Source organism: Mycoplasmopsis columboralis (assembly GCF_900660675.1).
In the GTDB taxonomy this organism is placed as follows: Bacteria; Bacillota_I; Bacilli_A; order Mycoplasmatales; family Metamycoplasmataceae; genus Mycoplasmopsis; species Mycoplasmopsis columboralis.
In genome coordinates this window covers 269,810-290,314 of the sequence record NZ_LR215039.1, presented here as the reverse complement: position 1 = coordinate 290,314, position 20,505 = coordinate 269,810, and the positions used below count along the sequence as shown (strand labels likewise).

Sequence of the window (20,505 nt, the reverse complement as noted above, 5' to 3'; positions counted from 1 at the left end):
TTTAAGCGTTTAATGCTATTATTTAAAATATGAAAAATATTATTGATGTAAAAATCGAAATTCAAAAAAATTCTCGTATTAAATATGAATACAACCGTAAAACTGGTGAAATTGAAGTGGATAGAATTTTAAGAGGAGATTTTGTTTATCCAGCTAATTACGGATTTATTCCAAATGCTCTTGATTGAGATGGAGATGAACTTGATGTTTTAGTATATTCTGATGAACAATTTGCTGTTGGGTCAGTTCTTAAAGCTCGTATTATTGGAGCTATGAAAATGATTGATGATGGGGAAACAGATACTAAATTAATTGCTGTACACGCAGATGATTATCGTTTAGATCACATCAAAGAATTAGGTGATTTACCTTTACCATTTTTAGATACTGTCAAAACTTTCTTTAGCACATACAAAAACTGAAAACGTCCAGGGATTACTTCTGTCGATGGTTTTGAAGATGTACAATGAGCACTTGCTGAGTATGAAGAATGTGTGCAATTAATGAACGAATATGGTTCAATGGATAAAAAAGAATTCATTAAACTAATGCAACAAAAACACCCAGAAAAATATACTAAATAATTTTAACCTACTTTGTGTAGGTTTTTTTGTGCAAAAAAACACTAATTTCATTACGAATAAACTAGGACACAAAAGTTGGACAGTTTAAAAAACACACACATCTCAACATTGTTGAGGTGTTTTTCAATCCATTTGAGATTGAAATCTATCATTATTGTATCAATTAATATAGTTTGTTATTAATTCATTTAACTCTTCAAATTTCATATATTTTACTTTGGGGTCATTTAAACATTCACTTTTAATAACTGAGAAAAAATATTCCGCTTCTCTATTATCTAATGAGTTTCCAATTCTTCCCATTGATATTTTTCCATTATTTTCAGAAATGATCTTTTGATACTCTTTTGAAGAATATTGAAAACCATGATCTGAATGAATTATTCATTCTCGATCGAATTTAATATGCTTTATATGATTTATGACTAAATCTAAATCATTGTTTTTGCTCAAATTTCAATTTATTATTTTCTTAGTTTTGTGATGAATTGCTATGGATAGATAAAAATGATTACCCATTTCACTATAAATATTAGGAATGTATGAAACATCTGTAGCAATAATATTGTTTGTTTTTCCGGAAAAATCTCGTTTTACCAAATCTTGAAATTTAACATTTAAGTTTTTAATTTCTCTTTTTCTTTTTGGAATACGAGTAGAACATTTTAAGTTGAGTTTTTGCATAATTCTCCCTATTTTTCGATAATTTATGCATTTACCATATTTTTTAAGAATATAAATTTCAAGTCTTTTTCTACCGTATCTTGATTTATTTTCAAAGAAAGATTTAACAATCAAATCAATTGTTTCTTTATCTTCAGTAAAACTTCTTCCTTTTGAGTTAAGTCTGTAATAATATGTAGATTTCGGGATTCCAAATTCTTGAGTTAAAACTTTGGCACTTAACTTTTTGCCCTTTTTTTTAATTCTTCTTTGAATTTCTTTTTCAGATATTTCTGGAAAAATCTCTCTGTATATTTTCACTATTTCTTCTAGATCTGTTCTTGAGTATTGACTAGGGTCAGGTCTTTTTAAAGGTCTTCCAGAACCCTTTCCTTTCTTTGGGGCAGTTCCTGTTTTGGATACCAAAACATCTTCATTAGTTTGAAATCATTTATATTTTTTTCTAAATCAAGATCTAACATAAGGGTTTCTTCAATCTTTTTGAAACTGGCTTTTAGTCAAAAATAGATATTCACTGTATGAAATTATGTTAGATTTATAATTTTGATATAACTTAAATCATTCTTTTCATTCTACGGGTTTTAACTGTTTCATAATTTCTCCTATAAAGATTATATAAAAAGGACAAGAATGTCCAATTTTCTTGTCCTAGTTTAGAAATTAGTGCATTTTTTTAGTTTTGTTTTTGGAATTTTTTAGCAGCAGCAATCATTAAGGCAATTAAACTTAAGCTTCCGATAGTAAGAATGATTCATCATCAAATAAATTTGCTTGATGTTGATTCTTTTACATTTTCAAGGTTTTTATCAAAAGCAGATTTAATTACATTTGAAACTTCATCTGTGCTAATTGATTTAATTAAAGCAATTACATCTTTGTGAGCGACATTGTTGTTTTCTCTGATTTTGTTTAAAACATCAAAGTAGTGTTTTTGTTCTAACTCATTAACAAATGCATTGTATTTGTCAAAGTACCCTAACTCATTATTAACTTTATTAGCGTCGTTAAATTTGTCTTTAAGCAGATCTAATAATGAGTCAACAAGGTCAATTTCAGATTGTCCTTGTGCTTTGAGTTCTTTATTTGAATTAAGCACTTTATTAATTAAATCATTAAGTGTTTTGTGAGGATTGTTAATGTTTGTAATTACTTTGTTTACAAGGTCTTGTAAATTGTTTTTAAGTTCTAAGTAATTATCATCGTTAACATTCGAATTACGATATTTATCTAAAGCATCATTTAAAGCTTTATTATCTTTAATTGCGTTTTTGGTGTCTTTAAATGGAGTTTCATCAAAGTTTGGATGTTCTTTTTTAATTTGTTCAATTAAAGCATCAATTTCTTTTTCAATTTCACTTGCTTTAAGCGGATCTTTTTGACTTTCAAGTTCTTTAAGTTTATCAATTAACTCAGAAAGTTTTTCATCTAAATCTTTAGCTTTATTGATAATATCTTCTTTTTGAGCATCATCAGTGCTGTTTTTGATTTGGTTTTTGAAATCTTCTTTTTGTTTATCACTAAGATTTGGAAGTTTATCAATTGCGCTATCAAGTAATTTATCTTTTAGATCTTTAAGCTTATCAATTAAAGTTTGTACTTGTTCTTTATTTAGATTTGGAGTTGAATATCCTGATGGAGTTTGATTGTTAATTACTTTAAGTGAATCAACAATAGCTTCATCAAAATCCATTTTAGCAAGTTCGCTTGCATTACTATAAATTGAAGAATTTCTAGTTTGCTGAGCTTTGGCCACTTCATCAATAAGTTCTTTCATCTTGTCATCAAGTTCTTTGGCTTCTTGCAAGATTTGATCCATTGGTTTATCATTAGGTGTTTTAGCTACATAAGGATTATGTTTGATTTGATCAACAAAATTTTGTTTTTGTGAATCATTTAAATGTTTGTGTGCTAGCACAATATCAGCTAATTCTTTTTTGGTTTGATTTAATTCTTTAGCTTTATTTAAAATAGCTAACGCATCTGAAGTGTTGTCAGTGTTATTTACTTGATTGATAAAGTCTTGTTTTTCAGAATCTGAAAGATAAGGTAATTTATTAATTTGATCAATAATGTCAGATCTTTGTTCATTGCTGAGATGTTTTGGATGAGGCCCGTAATTTTGAAGAGCGCTTTGAACAACTGGTGATTTAACAATATCTAAAATTGGTTTAAATTTGTTGTATTCTTGAGTTGAAAGCCCTTCTTCGGTATTAGTTTTAGCCACAAGATCTGGGTAATTTAATGCTTCATCTAGCAAGTTATTTAACAGATCGTTATTTTTTGGATCTTGAGCTGCTTGCATTTTAGCTAAAGCATCTGCGATTGCTTGATTAAATGCATTAGCATCATTGGTATCTGGAAGAGATTTAATTGCTTCAACAATTTCAATTTCAGCTTTAGCTAAGTTAATTTCTTTATTAGCTTGAGCTTTTAAATCTTCTTTAACTTTCTCTAAAGCATCATTGTTTAATTGAGTTGAATCTAAAGTATTCAATGAATTACTTAATTGCTCAATAGCATTTTCTAAAGCGTCTTTGTTTTGAGTATATTGCTCTGCAAGTGCAACATCACTATTTAAGTATGCTTCATATGCTTTTTTGATGTCATTAATTTTGGTTAATGAATCAACAAGTTTGTCATATTTATCATATGAAGTATCTTTGTTGTGAGCTTGATCGTATTTTTTAAAGCTATCAATTAAATCTTTGATTTTATTTAATTCTTTTTGTGCTTCATCGGCATTATTGTTATTTAAATGATCTTTGGTGTACTCTTCAAGAGCTTTAGTTAAATCTTTATCCCGAGATTCATCAATGATATCTTCAAGTGTTTGATTGTTTTGTGAATCATTTTGGTTATTTGAGAAATCAACACCTTTGATTTTATCTATTTGACTTTGTTTTTCTTCTTCGCTTAAATGTGGTAATTTGTTAATTTCATCAATAGCAGCTTGTTTTTTGTCATTAATTTCTTTGGCTCTATCTAAGATTTTATCTAACTCTTCTTTAGTGGTATGTGCAGCATCTAAAGCATCAATTTGGTTTTTAAGAGTTTCTTTTTCTGCATCATTAAGATTTGGTAAATTATCGATTGCATCTTTATAAGCATCTTTAAGGGAATCTTTAAGAGCTTGAGTTAATTTATCAACATTTGTTTTATCTCAATTAGCTGAAGGATTCTTATCAAGTTGTGTTGCGTTGTTAAGTGATTTATTAACTTTGTCAATTAAAGCATCTTCAGTAGCTTTATTTTTAACTAAATCTTTTCCAATTGTATTTAAATCATCAAGTAAAGCAGCTTTATCTTCATTTAAGTGATCACTGATGTTTTCATCAAGATTATTTACATCAACTAAAGCATCTTTGAGAGCTTTCATTGAATCGTTTAAATCACTTGCTTGTTTTGCAACCTCAGCTGTTGAAGCGTTTGTTGAATTATTAATATTATTAAGATTTGATTTCTTAATTTCAGCTACATAATGATCTTTTTGATCTTGGTTTAGATGTTCATAATTATTGATTTTGTCAATTTCAGTTTGTTTTTGATTGTTAATGTCTTCAGCGTTGTTTTTAATATTTTGAAGTTGTTCGTTTGCTTGATCATTTGTTTGTGGATCAGTTAAAGTGACATCTTTAACATCTTTAATTAACTTATCTTTTTCATCTTGTGAAAGATTTTCTTGATTGTTAATTTGATCAATTATTGCTTGTTTTTGATCATTAAGCTCTTTGGCTTTGTCAATAACTTTATTAATTTCTTCTTGAGAAGAATCGCTTAAGTCATCAATTTGTTTTTTAAGAGTAGTTTTTTCAGCATCATTAAGATTTGGTAAGTTATCGATTGCTTCTTTGGCTGAATCTTTAAGAGCTTTTTCGATTGCGCTAATAAGTGAATCTACTGCATCTTTGTTTCAGTTAGCGCTATCTTGAGGAGTTACTCCATCAATATTAGAAACATCTGGATTGGTATTTTTCTCAAGTAAACTACCAGCATTTACAGCATTGTCATATTTATCTTTAGTTTCTTGTGAAGCATTTTGATAAATATCATTTTGATGCATTTTATCTTGCTCTTTGATTAATTTATCAAGTTTAGCCATTGAATCATCAAGTGATTGTGCATCTGCTTTTACTTGTTCAACAGTTTTAGCTCCTGGTTTAGTATCTGCACTTAAGTTAGCATTTTTAATTGCTTCTTTAACAGCGTCTTTTTGAGATTGATTTAAATGAGGATAGTTTTGATCAACATTATCAATTTCTCTTTGTTTTGCGTCATTTGTGTTTTGAGCGTTTTCAATTGCTTGATCAAGTGTTGTTTTATCAGTAGCGTCATCAATTGCTTGTTTGAATTTTTCTTTTTCATCATCTGAAAGATTATCCATGTTGTCAATTGAATGTTTAAGCGCTTCTTTAAGCGAGTTTTCAATTGCGTTAATTAATTTATCAACAGAGTCTTTATCTCAATTTGGAGTGTCTGGAGCGTTTAAATTATCCACTGTAGCAACTTTATTTGCATCAGGATTTTGGTTATTAATGAGTTCTTTTGAAGCGTCAATTAAATCTTGATATTTAGATTTGTCTTCTTGAGAAGCTGATTTGTATAAAGGTGTTTCTTTAACCTCAGTAGATTCACCAGCAAGATCTTTTAAGTGCTTCATTGATGTATCTAAAGCAGTTGCTTTAGCGACCACATCAGCAGTTAAAGGATTGCTTGAACCATCTATTGTTTCTAAATTAGATTTTTTGATCTCTTCTTTAAAGTAGTCTTTTTGTGATTGATTTAGGTTTTCTAAAGCAAGAACTTTATCTACTTCAGCTTTTTTGTCATTATCTTTAGTTGTTGCTTCATTTAATATTTCAGCTATTTTTTGATCATTGGTTTCATCTTGAGTTTTATCTGAGAAATCAACTGCTTTGACTTTGTCAATTAATTGAGCTTTTTCATCATCACTGAGATATTCTTTTCCATTAATTGCGTCAATAGCTGCTTGTTTTTTATCGTTTATAGCTTTACCACGATCAATTACTTCTTGAATTTTTTCTGGAGTATTTGTGTCTGGATTATCTAAAGCATCTTTAAGAGTTTGTTTTTCGTTTTCATTGAGATTGTCAAAATGATCAATTTGATCTTTGAGCGACTCTTTAATTGCGGTTTGAAGTTTTTCAATTAAAGTTTCTACTTGCTCTTTAGTAGCGTTAGCATTTAAGCCATCTAAATCACCAATAGCATCAACTTTATCAGCTTGTGGGTTTTTATTTCCGATAATGTCATCAGCTACATTTGAAGCATTCTCAAGTTTATCTTTGTTTGGTTGAGATACGTCTGAATATTTATCACCACTCATTACTTCTTTAGCTTTAGCGTTAATGTCTTTAAGTTCTTTCATTTTGTCATTTAACGCATTAGCTTTATCTAATACTGATTGAGAAGTTGGATTTTCTGAACCTTCAATAGCATTAAGGTTTGAGTTTTTAAGTTCGTCAATTAAAGCATCTTTTTGAGTTTGGTTTAAGTGTTCTAAATTATTAATAGTATCAGCAATTGCTTTTTTAGCAGCATTATCTTCTTTAGCTTTATTAATAATTGCTTGTTGAGTGGCTTGATCAGTTGCGTTATTTAATTGTTCTTTAAAGTTATTTTTCTCATCTTCAGAAAGATATTTAAGTGAATCAATTACATTTCCGCCAATTTCTAAGATTAAGTTTTCAATATCGTTTTTAAGCTTATCAACCGCTTCTTTATTTCAGTTAGCATTTTCTTGGACTACAGCAGTAGGAAGATTTGCTAATTGTTGAGCACTAGGGTTGGTATTATTTACCAATTGTTGAGCTCCTTGTGTTGCACGTTGAAGTTTGTCTTTATTGTCAGCATCAGTTGAAGCAATAAAATCTTGTGATTGTTGGAAAACATTTGAAGTTGCAATTGCATCTTTAAGAGATTTCATTGCGTTATTTAACGCTTGTCCTTTGGCAAGTACTGCATCAGTTTGAGGCTCTAGTCCTGGCACTTTATTAGAGTTTTTAATTTCTTTTTTAAGTGCTTGCTTTTGTGAGGTGTTTAAATGTTGATATTGTGGATCGGTATCAACAGAATTGATTAACGCAGTTTTTTCATCATTAATATTTGAAGCATTTTGTGAAATATTTGTAACTTGTTCACCGCTTTGAGCTTGATCAACTAAATCTTTAAAGTGTTGTTTTTCTTGATCTGAAAGATTTGGTAAAGCATCAATAGCTGCTTTGGCTGCATCTTTTTGATTTTTAAGAGTAGTCATATCAGCAATAATTTCGTCAATTACTCTATTTAATTCATCTACAGCTTCTTTTGAATAATTTGAATTAGTTGGTTTGTCAATTGAATCTTGTCAAGTAGTGATTCCATCAAGTACAGGAGTTTTTGCGTTTGTTCCATCACTTGAATCTGGAGTTGGAATTAAATCTTTAGCCGCTTGAATTGCTTTTTCATAAAGGTCTTTTTGAGCGTCTGAAGCGCTTGCGTATATCGGAGAAGCTTTAAAGGTATCATTATTATTTGCTTTATTGGCAGTTACTCCCATTGAAGTATTTAAAGCACTTGCCTCATCTTTTACTTCGTCTAAAGTAGGAAGAGTTGAGTTAGGAATATCAAGTTTGTTTGAGTTTTTAATATTGTCTTTAACTTGATCTCTTTGAGCCTTGTTTAAATTTGGATAATTTTGATCTACATTAGCAATTTCTTGAGCTTTAGCTTCATCGGTTGAGTCAGCAAGTTCTTTAACATTTTCAATTGCTTCAAGAGCTTTTTGATGTGCCTGATTGTCGGTATCTTTAGTTGCATCAAAGTTATCTTTAATCTTATCTAAATCAGATTTTAATTTGTCTTTTTCTTCTTGAGAAAGATTCTCTTTTTGATCAATTTGATCTTTAAGTGCATTAATTTTATTTGTTAAATCTTGATCATCATTTAAAAATCCATTAAATACTTTTGTATTAGCAACGCTTACTTTGAATTCTTGTTCAGTTGGAGAAGCAAAGCTGCTTGCTTTAAATGTTTCTAAATCTCTTTGAGCTGTAGCGTCAAGAGTTGAATTATCAACTGAATAAAGTTCATTTGGTTGTTTAGTTGTATTAATTGAGTAATTATAAGTTACTTCACCGCTATGGTCATTGTTTGTTTTGGTACCTTTTTGAGTTGACACTTGATTATCTGAAAGTGTTGTTGAATTAAAGTTAAATGAATTTTCTTCTGTAACACTTGGAAGAGTTGAAGCTTGAGGCTTGTTAGTGTCTGAATAGGTAAAAGCGTTATTAATTGTGTCTTTAAGTTTTTCTAAACGTTGAGCTTCAGTTTCAAAACCATCAACTACTTTAAAGAATACTTTTGATTCTGGTTTTGCTCCAGTAGTTGGATTAGTGTGATCTGGATTGTTGTCAACTAATTTATAAGCAACTAAAGTTTTCCCGTTAACTAAATCATGTCCAATTACTCCGATAATTTGGGCAACAATATTTTGATCACTGTTGTTTGTAATTGTAGGAGTGTAATTGTCTTTGTTTTTAGCACCATCATTATTTGGAAGGTTAGAAGTTTTATTATCTAAATTACTGTCAATTACAACTTTAGTGTTATCAAAGTTGTCTAAGTTATCTTTTGAACGTTCATAAGCTGTTTCAAATCCATTAATTGTTAAAGTTACAGTTTGAGTTGAAGAGACACTTTGACCAAGTTCGTTATCTCTAGTTGTTGTAAGAGGGAATGTAATTGTTAATGTTCCACTTTGATCATTTGCTGATAATGTTGCTTTAGCTGGATCGATTTTATATCTATCGGTTGTATTTGTTTCAAATACTAAATTATCTTTGGTAATTTCTGAAGGTAGTTTTTGAGTTTTGTCAACACTTGTTGCAACTTTTACAGTTCCTCTGTTTTGTGCAGCAAGTTCATTTAGACGTTGAATTTCAGTTTTGAATCCGTCAAGTTGTGAACTAGCAACCACACCTGTTCCACTTTGAATTGTGGTGAAACCTTCTCTGGTTGAGGTTGCTGTTGTAGCTTGAATTGTTAATGTTCCATTTACATCATCTCTTGAAGTTTCAACAATTGCCACACCAGAAATAACAGCGTTTATATCTCCTTCGAAGACAAATGACTGAGTTTGTGGATTGTAAGTTCCTACGGTTCCATCAATTGTAATGGTTACTTGAGAAAGATCTAAATTAGTTTCACTTGGCATGTGTGTTTTATCTGCATAAGTGATAGTTGCTTTTCTTAATAGAGCATTTAATCTATCTTTTTCGGTGTTGTTTGATTTAAAACCATTTAATGTAAGTTCTTTGGTTTGAGTTGATTTTAAATCAGTTAAGGAATCTTTAGTTGAAGTTAATTTATAAACAACTTTTAAAGTTCCTTCTTCATTATTTGCAGTTAATGTGATGTCTTCAACATTAATTTGAGCACTTTCATTACTGTAAGCAGTGTCAAATAATGCTTTGATTTCTTCTTTGGTTATGCTTGTAGCAGGTTTTTGATCTTTATTATTAACATCTTTAGTTGACACATCAGTAGTATTTACTAAAGCATTTAAACGGTCAATTTCAGTTTTAAATCCACTTACAGTAGTTTTAGTGTTTGAATTGCTTACACTTACATCTTCAAGACCTGGTTTTGTTGAAGTTAAGGTTAAAGCAATTTTTACAGAACCGTCTCTGTCGTTTTTCTCATCAAAATCAATTGCAGAAACTTTAGCATTTGCTTGTTCTAAGATTGCTAAACCGTGCATGCTTTGAGAATTGTATTCAAATGTTACATTGTCATTGTTAAAGGTTGTGGCAGTAGGTCAAGTGGCTTTGTCAGTGTAATTTATGTTTCTTAAAATGTCAGTTAATAAAGTATTTAATCTTTGAGTTTCTTGCTCTTTGGTAATAAATCCGCTAAATGTTTTTGAAGCAGTTTCTGATGAAACAACATCAGCTAATTGTTGATCAGTTCTAGCTGAATTTACTTTAAAGACTACAACTGCAGTTCCGTTGTCATTATTTGGGGTAATTGATACAATGTTTGAAGCTTGAATTTTAGCTTCATCATTGGTAAATAATGTATTTAATTGAGTAGCAACTAATTCATTAGTTAATTCGCTAGCTGTTTTATTTTGAGCATTAGGATAAGTTAAACTATTGATTTGTTCATTTTTAGCTGTAAGCAGCTCATTTAATCTTTGCTGTTCTGTTTTAAAGCCATTAATTGAATATTCTTTTTGAGCACTTTCTTGAGTGGTTAATCCTGGCTTGGTTGAATATAACTTAAAGGTTACTGATTCTGAACCAACACGATCATTTGGATTATTAAATTGAGCTGATTTAATTTCAGCACTTACTGGTGCATCAAATTTTAATGATTGACTTTGAGAATCTCAAACACCTTTAACTCCATCAATGGTTACTTCTAGATTTTCAAGGGTAAATTGTGTTTTTCCTGGAAGCAAGGTTTCTTTGTTTTTGTATGAAACTTGAGCTCTTTGAAGCAATTCGTTTAAACGAGTAGCTTCTTGAGAGTTCGAAATAAATCCAGTAATTGTAATGGTTTTACCAACATTTGATTGAACATCAGTTAAGCCTTCACGTGTAGAGGTAATGTTGTATGAAATGGTTAATGAACCATTTTCATTATTTGGTGTAAGTGTTAAATCACTTGCAACAAGAGAAGCTTGTGAATTACTGTAAAGAGCTTTTATTTGCTCAATAAGATCTTGCGCAGTCACAGTTGAAGGACTAACTGTTGCTTTTTGTGCATAATCAACACTTGAAGCATCGGTGCCATTTAACACTTCGTTTAAACGTTGTAATTCAGTTTTAAATCCTGAAATACTTGTTGAAGTTGAAAATTCAGTTACAACATTTTCAAATCCGGCTTTGGTTGAACGTAATTTATATCTTACTGCGATTGAACCTGTTTTATCATCTTTTGAAGTAACTTCAAATTCCTCAAGTTTGGCAAACACTGGCTCACCAATTAAAACATCTTCACCAGAAACTTGACTCATTCATGATTGAGTTGAGTCTTTTGGAGCAAAAGTAAATTTATTTTTAGCAAAAGTAGTTGTACTTGGAAGATTTGCTTTATCTGCATAATCAATGTTAATTGAATTAGAAATTAAATTATTTAAATCTTCTTTTACTTGATTATTTGTTTTAAACCCGTTAAATGTTACGGTGTGTGTTTGTGAAGATTGAACACTTTCTAATGATTCTCTAGCTGAATTTAGTTTAAATTCAACAGTAATTGTTCCAGCTTCATTATTTTTAGTAATTGAACCAATAATTCCTTCAGATTTAACAAGTGAATCAGTGTTATTTAAAGCTGAATTAAGGAGTGTTATAACTTGAGCATCACTTACTTGTGAAGCACCTTTGTCTTTGATGTCTTGTGTAAATTCTAAAGCGTCAATATCTCTAGATTTAGAATTTAAAACTTCATTAAGTCTTTGAGTTTCGGTTTTAAATCCACTTAGAGTTGCAGTTACTGTTTGTTTAACATCTTCAAAACCAGGTTTGGTTGAGTGAAGTTCAAAAGTAACTTGAATTTGACCATCACGATCATTTGTGTTTGATTTTTGAGCAAATGTTATGTTTGTAATTTCGGCATCTACATTTGAACTTGTTACTAGTTTATTTGGATTTGTAGCTGAGTAAGCAAATGAAATTGGATTGTTTTCTACTGTAAAGATTGTGCTTAATTGTTCATAAGTTAAATCTGTAGCAGTAATTAAATTAGTTTTTTGAGCATAATCAGCACTGGTAAATTGTGTTGCTAAATTATTAATTCTTTCTTGCTCTTGAGTTTTTGAAATAAATCCAGTTAAGGTTGTTTTAATGCTTTGAATACTTTTTACTGGTTCAGTTGAAGATTCGTTAAACCCTTCACGAGTTGAGACTACTTTTCAAGTAGCAGTAATAGTTCCAGCATCAGCATCTTTAGTTACACTTAAATCAGAAGCGCTTACAAGTGTTTGAGCAGAAATTTGTCCTTTTAAAGCGTTTAAAATTTCTTCGTCAGTTACTTGAGATGTAGTTCTATTTTTGTTAGCTATTAAAGTATCGGCATTAATTGCGCTTTCAACATCTGTTTTAGCAGAGTTTACCCGTTGTTGCTCGCTCACAAATCCGCTTACTGTTTTAGTAGCTGAATCACTAACAACATTTAAAGTTGCAAAAGCAGGTTCAGTTGAATAAATTTTGTATTCAATATCTACACTACCACTGTTATCAGAGTGAGTTGCATCCCCAGCATCATTTTTATTTTTAAATGTAATATCTTTAACTTTAGCTTTATTAGTTGCAAACACAAATGCTTGTTCACTTGCGTTATAAACTCCATTTTCTCCATTAATGGTAATGCTTAAGTTTGCTAAATTAAACTCTGTAAGTTGTGGAGTTTTGGCTTTGTCACTGTAATTTAATGTTGCATTTGTTGATAAATTATTTAGCCGTTCTTTTTCACTTTGAGCTGAACGCATGTTTGTTAAAGCAATTGTTCTAGCTTCACTTGAAAGTACATTAGTTAAGTTATCTCTAGTTGAAACTAATTTGTATGAAATAGTTAAAGTTCCGTCATTATCATTTGCAGTTAAGTTAATTGAATTTAAATCAACATCTGAATTATCGTGATTAAAGTCAATGTTGAGTTTTTCTTTAACTTGAGCTTTAGTTACTTCAGAAGGGATTTGCGCTTTTAATGCATCTAAATGTGCCTTGCTTTCTTGTTGGTTATTATCAGCTTTTAAAATGACAGTTAAACGTTGAGCTTCTGTTTGGAAGTTGCTTAAGTTTGCTACTTTATATTCTGAATAAATATTTGCATAACCAGGTTTAGTTGAATGAAGTCTATATCTAACTGTTGCAGTTCCGTTAACATCATTTTTGTCATTAAATGAATCAATTTCAATTTCTACTTGTTCATCATTGTTTTGTAATGATGTATTAAAGTTACTTTCTGTAGAAAGTTTTCATAAAACATTAGTATTAACAAAATCAGTCAATAAAGGAGTTTTTGCTTTATCTGAATAATCGATATTAGAATCATTTAATGCATTTAACAATTCATCAAGCCTGGTTTTTTCTTGACCTAATGTCCCAAATCCTGTAAATGTTAATGTTTTAGTATCGGTAGATTTAACTGACACATCAACAGATTTAGTTGTAGTAAGGCCAAATGTGACGGTAATTGTTCCTGCTTGATCATCTTTTGTTAGTGAACCAGGTGCAAAATTAGGATTAGATTTATTGGCATTAGCATTAAATACTGCTTGAATTTTTGCAAGAATATCTCTATTATTGACTTGAGAAGGAAGTTTTTGTTTTTCATCATCACTAAAACTAATGTTTGAAGATAAATTAGAATTTACTAATTCATTTAAACGTTGTAATTCAGTTTTGAATCCAGTAATTGCTTGATTTGAAACACTAGTTTTAACACTTGAAAAATCACGAATGTTTGATTGAACATCAAAGTTTACCTTAACTGTTCCAGCCACATCATCAGTGTATTTTGTAGTATCAACAGTAAATGAAATATTAGTTAAGTCTACATCAAGAGGATTATTTTCAAAAACAAGTTTGTTTTCGTTTCCTTCTTGATATTTGGCTACATATTCAACATTATCTTTAACAAAAACTACTTCTAGTTGTTTGTAATCTAGTGGTCCTTCACTAGGGACAATTGTTGAAGATCCTTTATAGGTAATTCTTCGAATTGAACTTGCAAGATTATTTACTTTAGCTTGCTCTCTCGCTTCGTTGGTAAAACCACTTAAATTAATAGATCCGGTAGAAGTTGATTTAACTAAAGGATTATTGTTTTGCCCATTTAAAAGATCTCTTGTTGAGTTAATGGTGTATTCGTATGTAATTGTTCCGTTTTCAGAACTTTGTTCTGAAATGGTGATGTTATCTAATGTAACAGTACTGTTTTTAGTATTTAAAGCATTTTGAGCAATTGATAATATAGCATCTAAAATCTCTTGTTTTGTAATTGAATTTACATCTCTTTTTTTGTTAGCTATTAATGCACTTACTTTTTCATCGGTAATTCCTAAAGTTGGAATTGCTTCATTTAATCTTTCAGCTTCAGTTTTAAATCCGTTTAATTGTTTTGATACTTGATCGCTTTGAACTGTTTTATTAGCATTAACAATTGAAGGGTTTGTACTTTGAAGTTTGAAAGTAACTGGAAGCGAACCATTTAAATCGTTACTATTTGTAATTGCGCCAAATGTTAAATCAACAACTTTAGCTTGTAAGTCTTCAAATACAAGTTCAGAACCATTTCAAGTTGATACATGTGAATTATTATTTTCATCAGTGATGGTAATGGTAAGTTTTGATGGTTCTAAAGTTTGAGCTGTTGGGTAATTAAGTAAGAAGTTTTTCTCTGAATAACTTATAGCACTTACTTGAGTGCCCAATGTGTCAAGTCTTTGTTTTTCTTGAGCAATTGTTTTAAATCCGCTTACAGTAATTGAATTACTTTCTTTAGAAATAATGCTTGCTAAAAGGAAGTGTTGTCCGTTAATTTTGTATTTAAATGTAATGGTTCCGTTTTCAACATCTTTTGTCAAAGAACCATCGATAAATGTTGAAGCAGTAGAACCTACACCAACACGATCATTTTGATAAAGTTGTGCAATTTTGGCTTTAATTTGATCTAAAGTAACTTCATTTGCAAAAACGTTTTTGTCTGCGTCGGTAAATAATGCCGCTAAGTTATTTTGTTTAGCATCGACTAATTCATCAAGACGTTGTTTTTCAGTTTTAAATCCTGTAATTTTTAGTTTACCTTCTCCGTCAGATTGTGAAGTAACATTTAAATTAATTTGTGAATCGAATTCTTCAGTTAAAGTACCTAAAGCCACACCAAATGGAGTTAATTCACCAGATCTATCTCTTGAATATGTTAATGAGCCAAATGCATATTTTTTAACATAAGCACCAAGATTCTTGAATACTTGTTTTCCGTTTTCATATTCTGAAGTGTAAGAAACCCCATTTACACTAATTGTAATTCTAAAGTTTCTAACTTGTTCATCATTAATATCTCTGACTTGATAAGTTGTATTTCCACTAAAAATATTAGAGAAGGTTTCTGAAATAACTTTATTTTCTTTGGTTACGTAATCAGCGGAAGTAATTGCGCTTTGAAGATTTTGAAGTCTTTGAGTTTCACTTTCAACAGATTTAAATCCACTTATAGTAATTAAGTTACTACTATTGGTTGATTTTACATCAGTTAAATTGGTTTTAGTTGATATTAATTTGTATTTAAATGCAACTGTTCCGTTGTTTACATTTTTATTAACTTCTGTTAAATCTATAGCGTTTGCACTTTGTGAACTGAAATAATTTGTAAGTTCATCGATAATATTTTGCTCAGTAACTGCGGTTGCCAATTTGTCTTTTTCTCCTGAATCGGTAAAAAGTTCTGAAGCTAAGTTATTTGCTGTAGATATTGCTTGATCTAAACGACGAGACTCAGTTAAAAATAAGTTAATTTTGTTTGCCTCTGTTGCTTCACTAATAGTAACTGTAACATCAGTATATGCAGGTTTTAGTGAACGAAGAGTATATAAAACATTAACTGTTCCATTTCTTGGATCGGCATTTGTGAATGTAATTGAAGAAACGGAAAATTGTTGGTCAGCAAAAATAAAACTATTTTGTCCTGAAGCAATTCTTTGAGTGTTTTGATTACTTGAAATTGTAAGTTGATCAGCGCTTAATGTTGCATTATCATAAGGAACAATGTTTTGTTTATTTATATAATCAAAACTTAAAACAATTTGTTTAAGTCTATTTCTTTCAGCTTCTTTATCGGCAAATCCAGTAATTTCATTGTCTTTTGATCTGTCTGTTAAGATAATGTCATTGTTGCTTAGGGTTGATTTAACGTCAGTTAAATTAGGTAAAGTAGAAATTAACTTATAAGTAATTCCTAATTTTCCTTCGGCATCTTTTGGTATTAAAGACACGTCAGCGACTTTTGCGTTACTTGAAGCAAAAATTGCGTTTAATTTTTCTTCAATAGTTGTTTTTTGAATTTGAGAAGGAGAATTTTCTTTTTCAGTTTGGGTTAATAAATTAGCAATAACTTTTTCACCTGATTTCGCTCTTAGAACTTCATCTAAACGCTCACTTTCAGTTTTGTATCCATTTATTGTGACAAATCTCTCTTCAGACAAGGTATTAGTATGAGCGTTTAAAACTTTATATCCAACATTAAGAGAACCAGTTTTATCATTTTGTTCATTTACAGAAGTAATTTGAACTGTTCAATTTTCGTAATTTTCAACTCCTTCAGGAGATTGATTTTTTATTATTTCTGCTGTAAAATCAGTTGTTTGTTGTGATGAAGCAGTATATTGTTTTTTATTATCTTTGTTTGAATTGATATTAACTACTGCACCATTTAGAGCTGATTTTGCTTTGCTATATTCTAAAGCAAATTGAGCAAGTTTTTTAAATTCAGCTTGAGAATCTAGTTGTAATTGGTGGTGTTTTTGACTTTGTACCGAATTAGAATCATTATCACTTTTAAGTGGAAAATCATGGCCAGCGCTCAATTGTTCATCATATGTTGTTCCTAAAAGAGTAGCGATTTTTGTTAAAGCATTTTTGTAATTAGTTTTAAGTGATATATCTGAAGATTTATATAAAACATGTTTTAATGTTTTTTTAGCTTCTTCAACAATTGGAATAATTCCGATTTTAGTGTATTCATCTAAATCTTGTGCTTCAAAAACAAGTTCATTAATTAAAGAAAAATCACTTTCAGCTTCAATTTTTTGCTTATAATTGTCCCTTAATTGCCTTGAAAGATAAAGAAGTTGATCTATTTTAGCTTTAGATTGATCCTTAAATTCACGAATAATTCTTTGCTCTGCTTGTTCTTTTAGATTTTGTAGAGCTGTTCTGAGTCTTTTTCAGGAATCAATAATATTATTTCTTTTACTATCGCTATAAGTTGTATCTCCGTTATATGTTCTAATAGCGGGTATTCCATCTGAATCTAAAACAGCTGAACCATCATCTGGTAATTCTGAACGCACACGAGAAATTGACTGATTCATTCTATCAATTCAATCTTGTTTTAAAGTTGAGATTCTTGTGTTTAATTGGCTTCCTAATGTTGAATTAGGTTTATTTAACACTGAACTAAATTCGTTTTTTACTAAAGATTCATATGTTGGGGCAGACAATAAAATATCTTCTATAGTATCTGAATTGGTTTTTGTTCTAGTTGATTGAGTTGTTGCTTCTTGATTAATTAAGGAACTGTTTGAATTAATAGTGTTAACAATTGGCTCTGCTACATTGATGTGTTCATTTAGAGAATTAATAAGAGAATCAGTTTGTTCAAACACGCTTGCATAATCAGAAGCTGTTGCTCTTTTAATTTGTGACACAAGTCTTCATGTGTTTAATCTATCGTTTATATAAACATTTCTTTGTTGAGTTAAATCATCAACTGATGTTTTAATTAAATCTCTATGTTTTAATCAAGAATCAATGTCTTTCGCATTTACAGCTGCATTGATAAATCTTAAAATAGATTGATTTACATTTGGTTCTTTATTTTCGTTGTAAATTCTACCTTGAACAGATTTAAATTCTGCTAAATAATTATCAATTTGTTCGTAAAAATCTTGTTTAGAAAAACCGAAAAGAGGAAGTATTACATCATAAGAACGATAAGCACTTTGCCCACTTCAAGCCAATCTAATATTTGTATTCATTTGATTATATAAACTATTATCGTTAAGGAGTCTATATACGAAAAGTGGTCTAACACTAGAAATAGGATCTAAACCATCTCTTTGTCTAATACCAATATAATCTCCTAAACCTGACACATAAACCGAATCACGTGTTGAAACTCCAGGAATAGAATAACCAGTGGCGTGTTTATTATAAAAATCACGTATTTTATTTGAATATTCTATAAGTTGATCATCTGTTAATGTATTGTTTTCGAAATTTTGTTGGTATGTTGATCTTATTTCTTGTCATTCGTTTATCACAGATCTATAGTAGTTAATAGCTGTAGTTTGGTCGCTAGCACTTAGTGAAGCCTCGGTTCCATCCCCTCTTCTAAAAACGTAATTATTTCATCTTAAAATTGTCTGCATTGAAATAATTTTGTTATTGTAAACCATTTTACTGATGTAGTCACTAGGATTATTAAGACCAGCTGAAATTCTATATTTTGGATAACTTGGAACAGGGGTTGTGCTTGACACTGAATCATTTGAAGATTCTAAAATTGAAGCATCCAAAACACGCACAAATGAGCTGATTGAATTACGCAATGGCAATGTTGAAATACGCTTTTGTAAATCATCAAAAGCATTATAAGCTTGTTTTAGTTTATCTCTTAGTTGGATCAATGATGATGTATTATCTTCATCTTTAATTGCATTAAGTTTATTTTGAGTATTGCTTCAATATCTAGAAATATCAGTGTTGTCTTTAAACTTGTTAATTTCTGGATTGTCTAAATACTGTTTTATTTTTGTATAAAGCTCTTGTCTTTGATTGTTTAATAATGCTTTTAAAAAAGCAATATCATTAGCAATTTTTGAATCGCTCAAATCAATATTATTATCTGTAACTTCAGGCAAGTATTGCAACTCAGAAATTAGTTTTTTGTATTTATCTGCACTAATTTCAACTTTTCTTAATTGTTCATCGGTAAGTTGTTTTAATTCATCTTTTAATTCTAATGTATTAGTTAATGAGAAAGTTAAGTTTTGTGGATTGAAAGTAAAACTTTTATCATTAGTAATTGGTTTTCAATTAGATGCTGAAGGACTGTTGGTGTTAATTGAAGAAACTCAAACATAATTGCTATTTGAATTCAAAGTTTTTAAATAATCTGTGTATCTTAAATTCAATTTATATTTTCTTCTAACAGATGTCCCATTAGTTGTGTTTAAAATAGTTGAATCATATGAAGTTGGTAGTGAATAAATTCTGTCAAAACAATTTGCAAAGTTAGCATTTCCAGCAGCTCCTGCACAAGAAGTTGTAGTTTTTCTTTTGTAAAGAGTATAGTTAATACCAGGAGCACCATATCCTCTACGATCTGGATAGTTGTTTGTTGCGTCTAATGAAACCTCAACTATAGGCGCACGATTAAAAGTATATAGTGATGAACGACTATATTTTAGTTTAGCAAAATAAGCACTTCCGACAAAAGAAGTTGAATCTTTTTGAAATCTTGATTCATTAAGAATTCTATTTTGGAAATTTGCTCTAGTTTTAGTTTTGTATTTAACTACAAATTTTGCTGTTCTATATTTTTCAGTTCTATAAGAAAAGAACAATACAGTACCGACTCTATTTCTTAAATCAATTTCAGTTGATTTACTTACAAAGTTATTCCCTTTTTGATCCATTCCGTATTGACTTGTTATTGAATCGTAAAGTTGTTGACTGGTAATATTGCTATTTTGAGTTGTTGCTATATTTGTAACATTCAATTCATCGTTATCTGATGTTCTTCACAAATTAAATGCAGTACCACTTTGACCATTATCTAATTCACGAATAGCGAAGCTGGTATGACTTTTAGTATTGTTAGCTTTGTCAATGATATCAATTTCGATAGGCCCATCAAGTTCAAGATCATCTGAAAAATAAATTCCAAATCCTGGATTTGATGTGTATCTATATTCGTTATTTTTTTCGTATGTTGCTCCACCATTAAATTCAGTAATTCACGAAACTTTGTCTTCCACAATTGTTGAATAGTTTAAATCTGCAGAATTTTCGACATATTGTCTTCATTTGTCGTTGGTGTAGTCATAACTCGGATCACTAAAAGTTTCGTCAGAAAGATAAACACTTTTTTGAAATGAGTTACTTGTAAAGGTAGGACTCAAGTATGTTGCATCTATAATTTCATTATATTGATCATTTACGTTTGGGGTTGCTGAAAAAGACAAGAGTGAAGCTAAAAGTGATGAACCAGCTATTGAACTTCCTATTATCTTATTCTTTAATTTAGTTTTCAATGTTTTTGGCATATAAACTCCTAAGTAAAATATGTAATATTTTAAAAAAATATAATTTCATTATAAATGTTTTTGAAAAATAAAAATATTTTGCAAAATTCAAAGAAAAGATACTTTTAGATATCAAAATGTAAATTTCTTTTAAAACAAAATAAAAAAACGGCACTTATGTACCGTAAAATGTGTATATAAAAT

3 protein-coding genes are annotated in these 20,505 nt (G+C 29.8%); 1 reads left to right on the top strand and 2 read right to left on the bottom strand.

The window, feature by feature from the left end:
- Positions 1-29 precede the first annotated feature (29 nt).
- Entirely contained in the window at positions 30-584 is a 555-nt protein-coding gene (locus EXC45_RS01075; RefSeq protein ID WP_036435140.1) for an inorganic diphosphatase, read from the top strand.
- Positions 585-668: 84 nt separating this feature from the next.
- Here EXC45_RS01075 and EXC45_RS01070 read toward each other — a convergent pair whose 3' ends face one another.
- Positions 669-1,862, bottom strand: a complete 1,194-nt coding sequence (locus tag EXC45_RS01070) for an IS3 family transposase (RefSeq protein WP_129693733.1) — start codon at positions 1,860-1,862, stop codon at positions 669-671.
- 79 nt (positions 1,863-1,941) lie between these two features.
- Positions 1,942-20,322: a lipoprotein 17-related variable surface protein gene (locus EXC45_RS01065; protein ID WP_036434659.1), complete on the bottom strand. Its 18,381-nt coding sequence runs from the start codon at positions 20,320-20,322 to the stop codon at positions 1,942-1,944.
- Between the last annotated feature and the right edge of the window lie 183 nt (positions 20,323-20,505).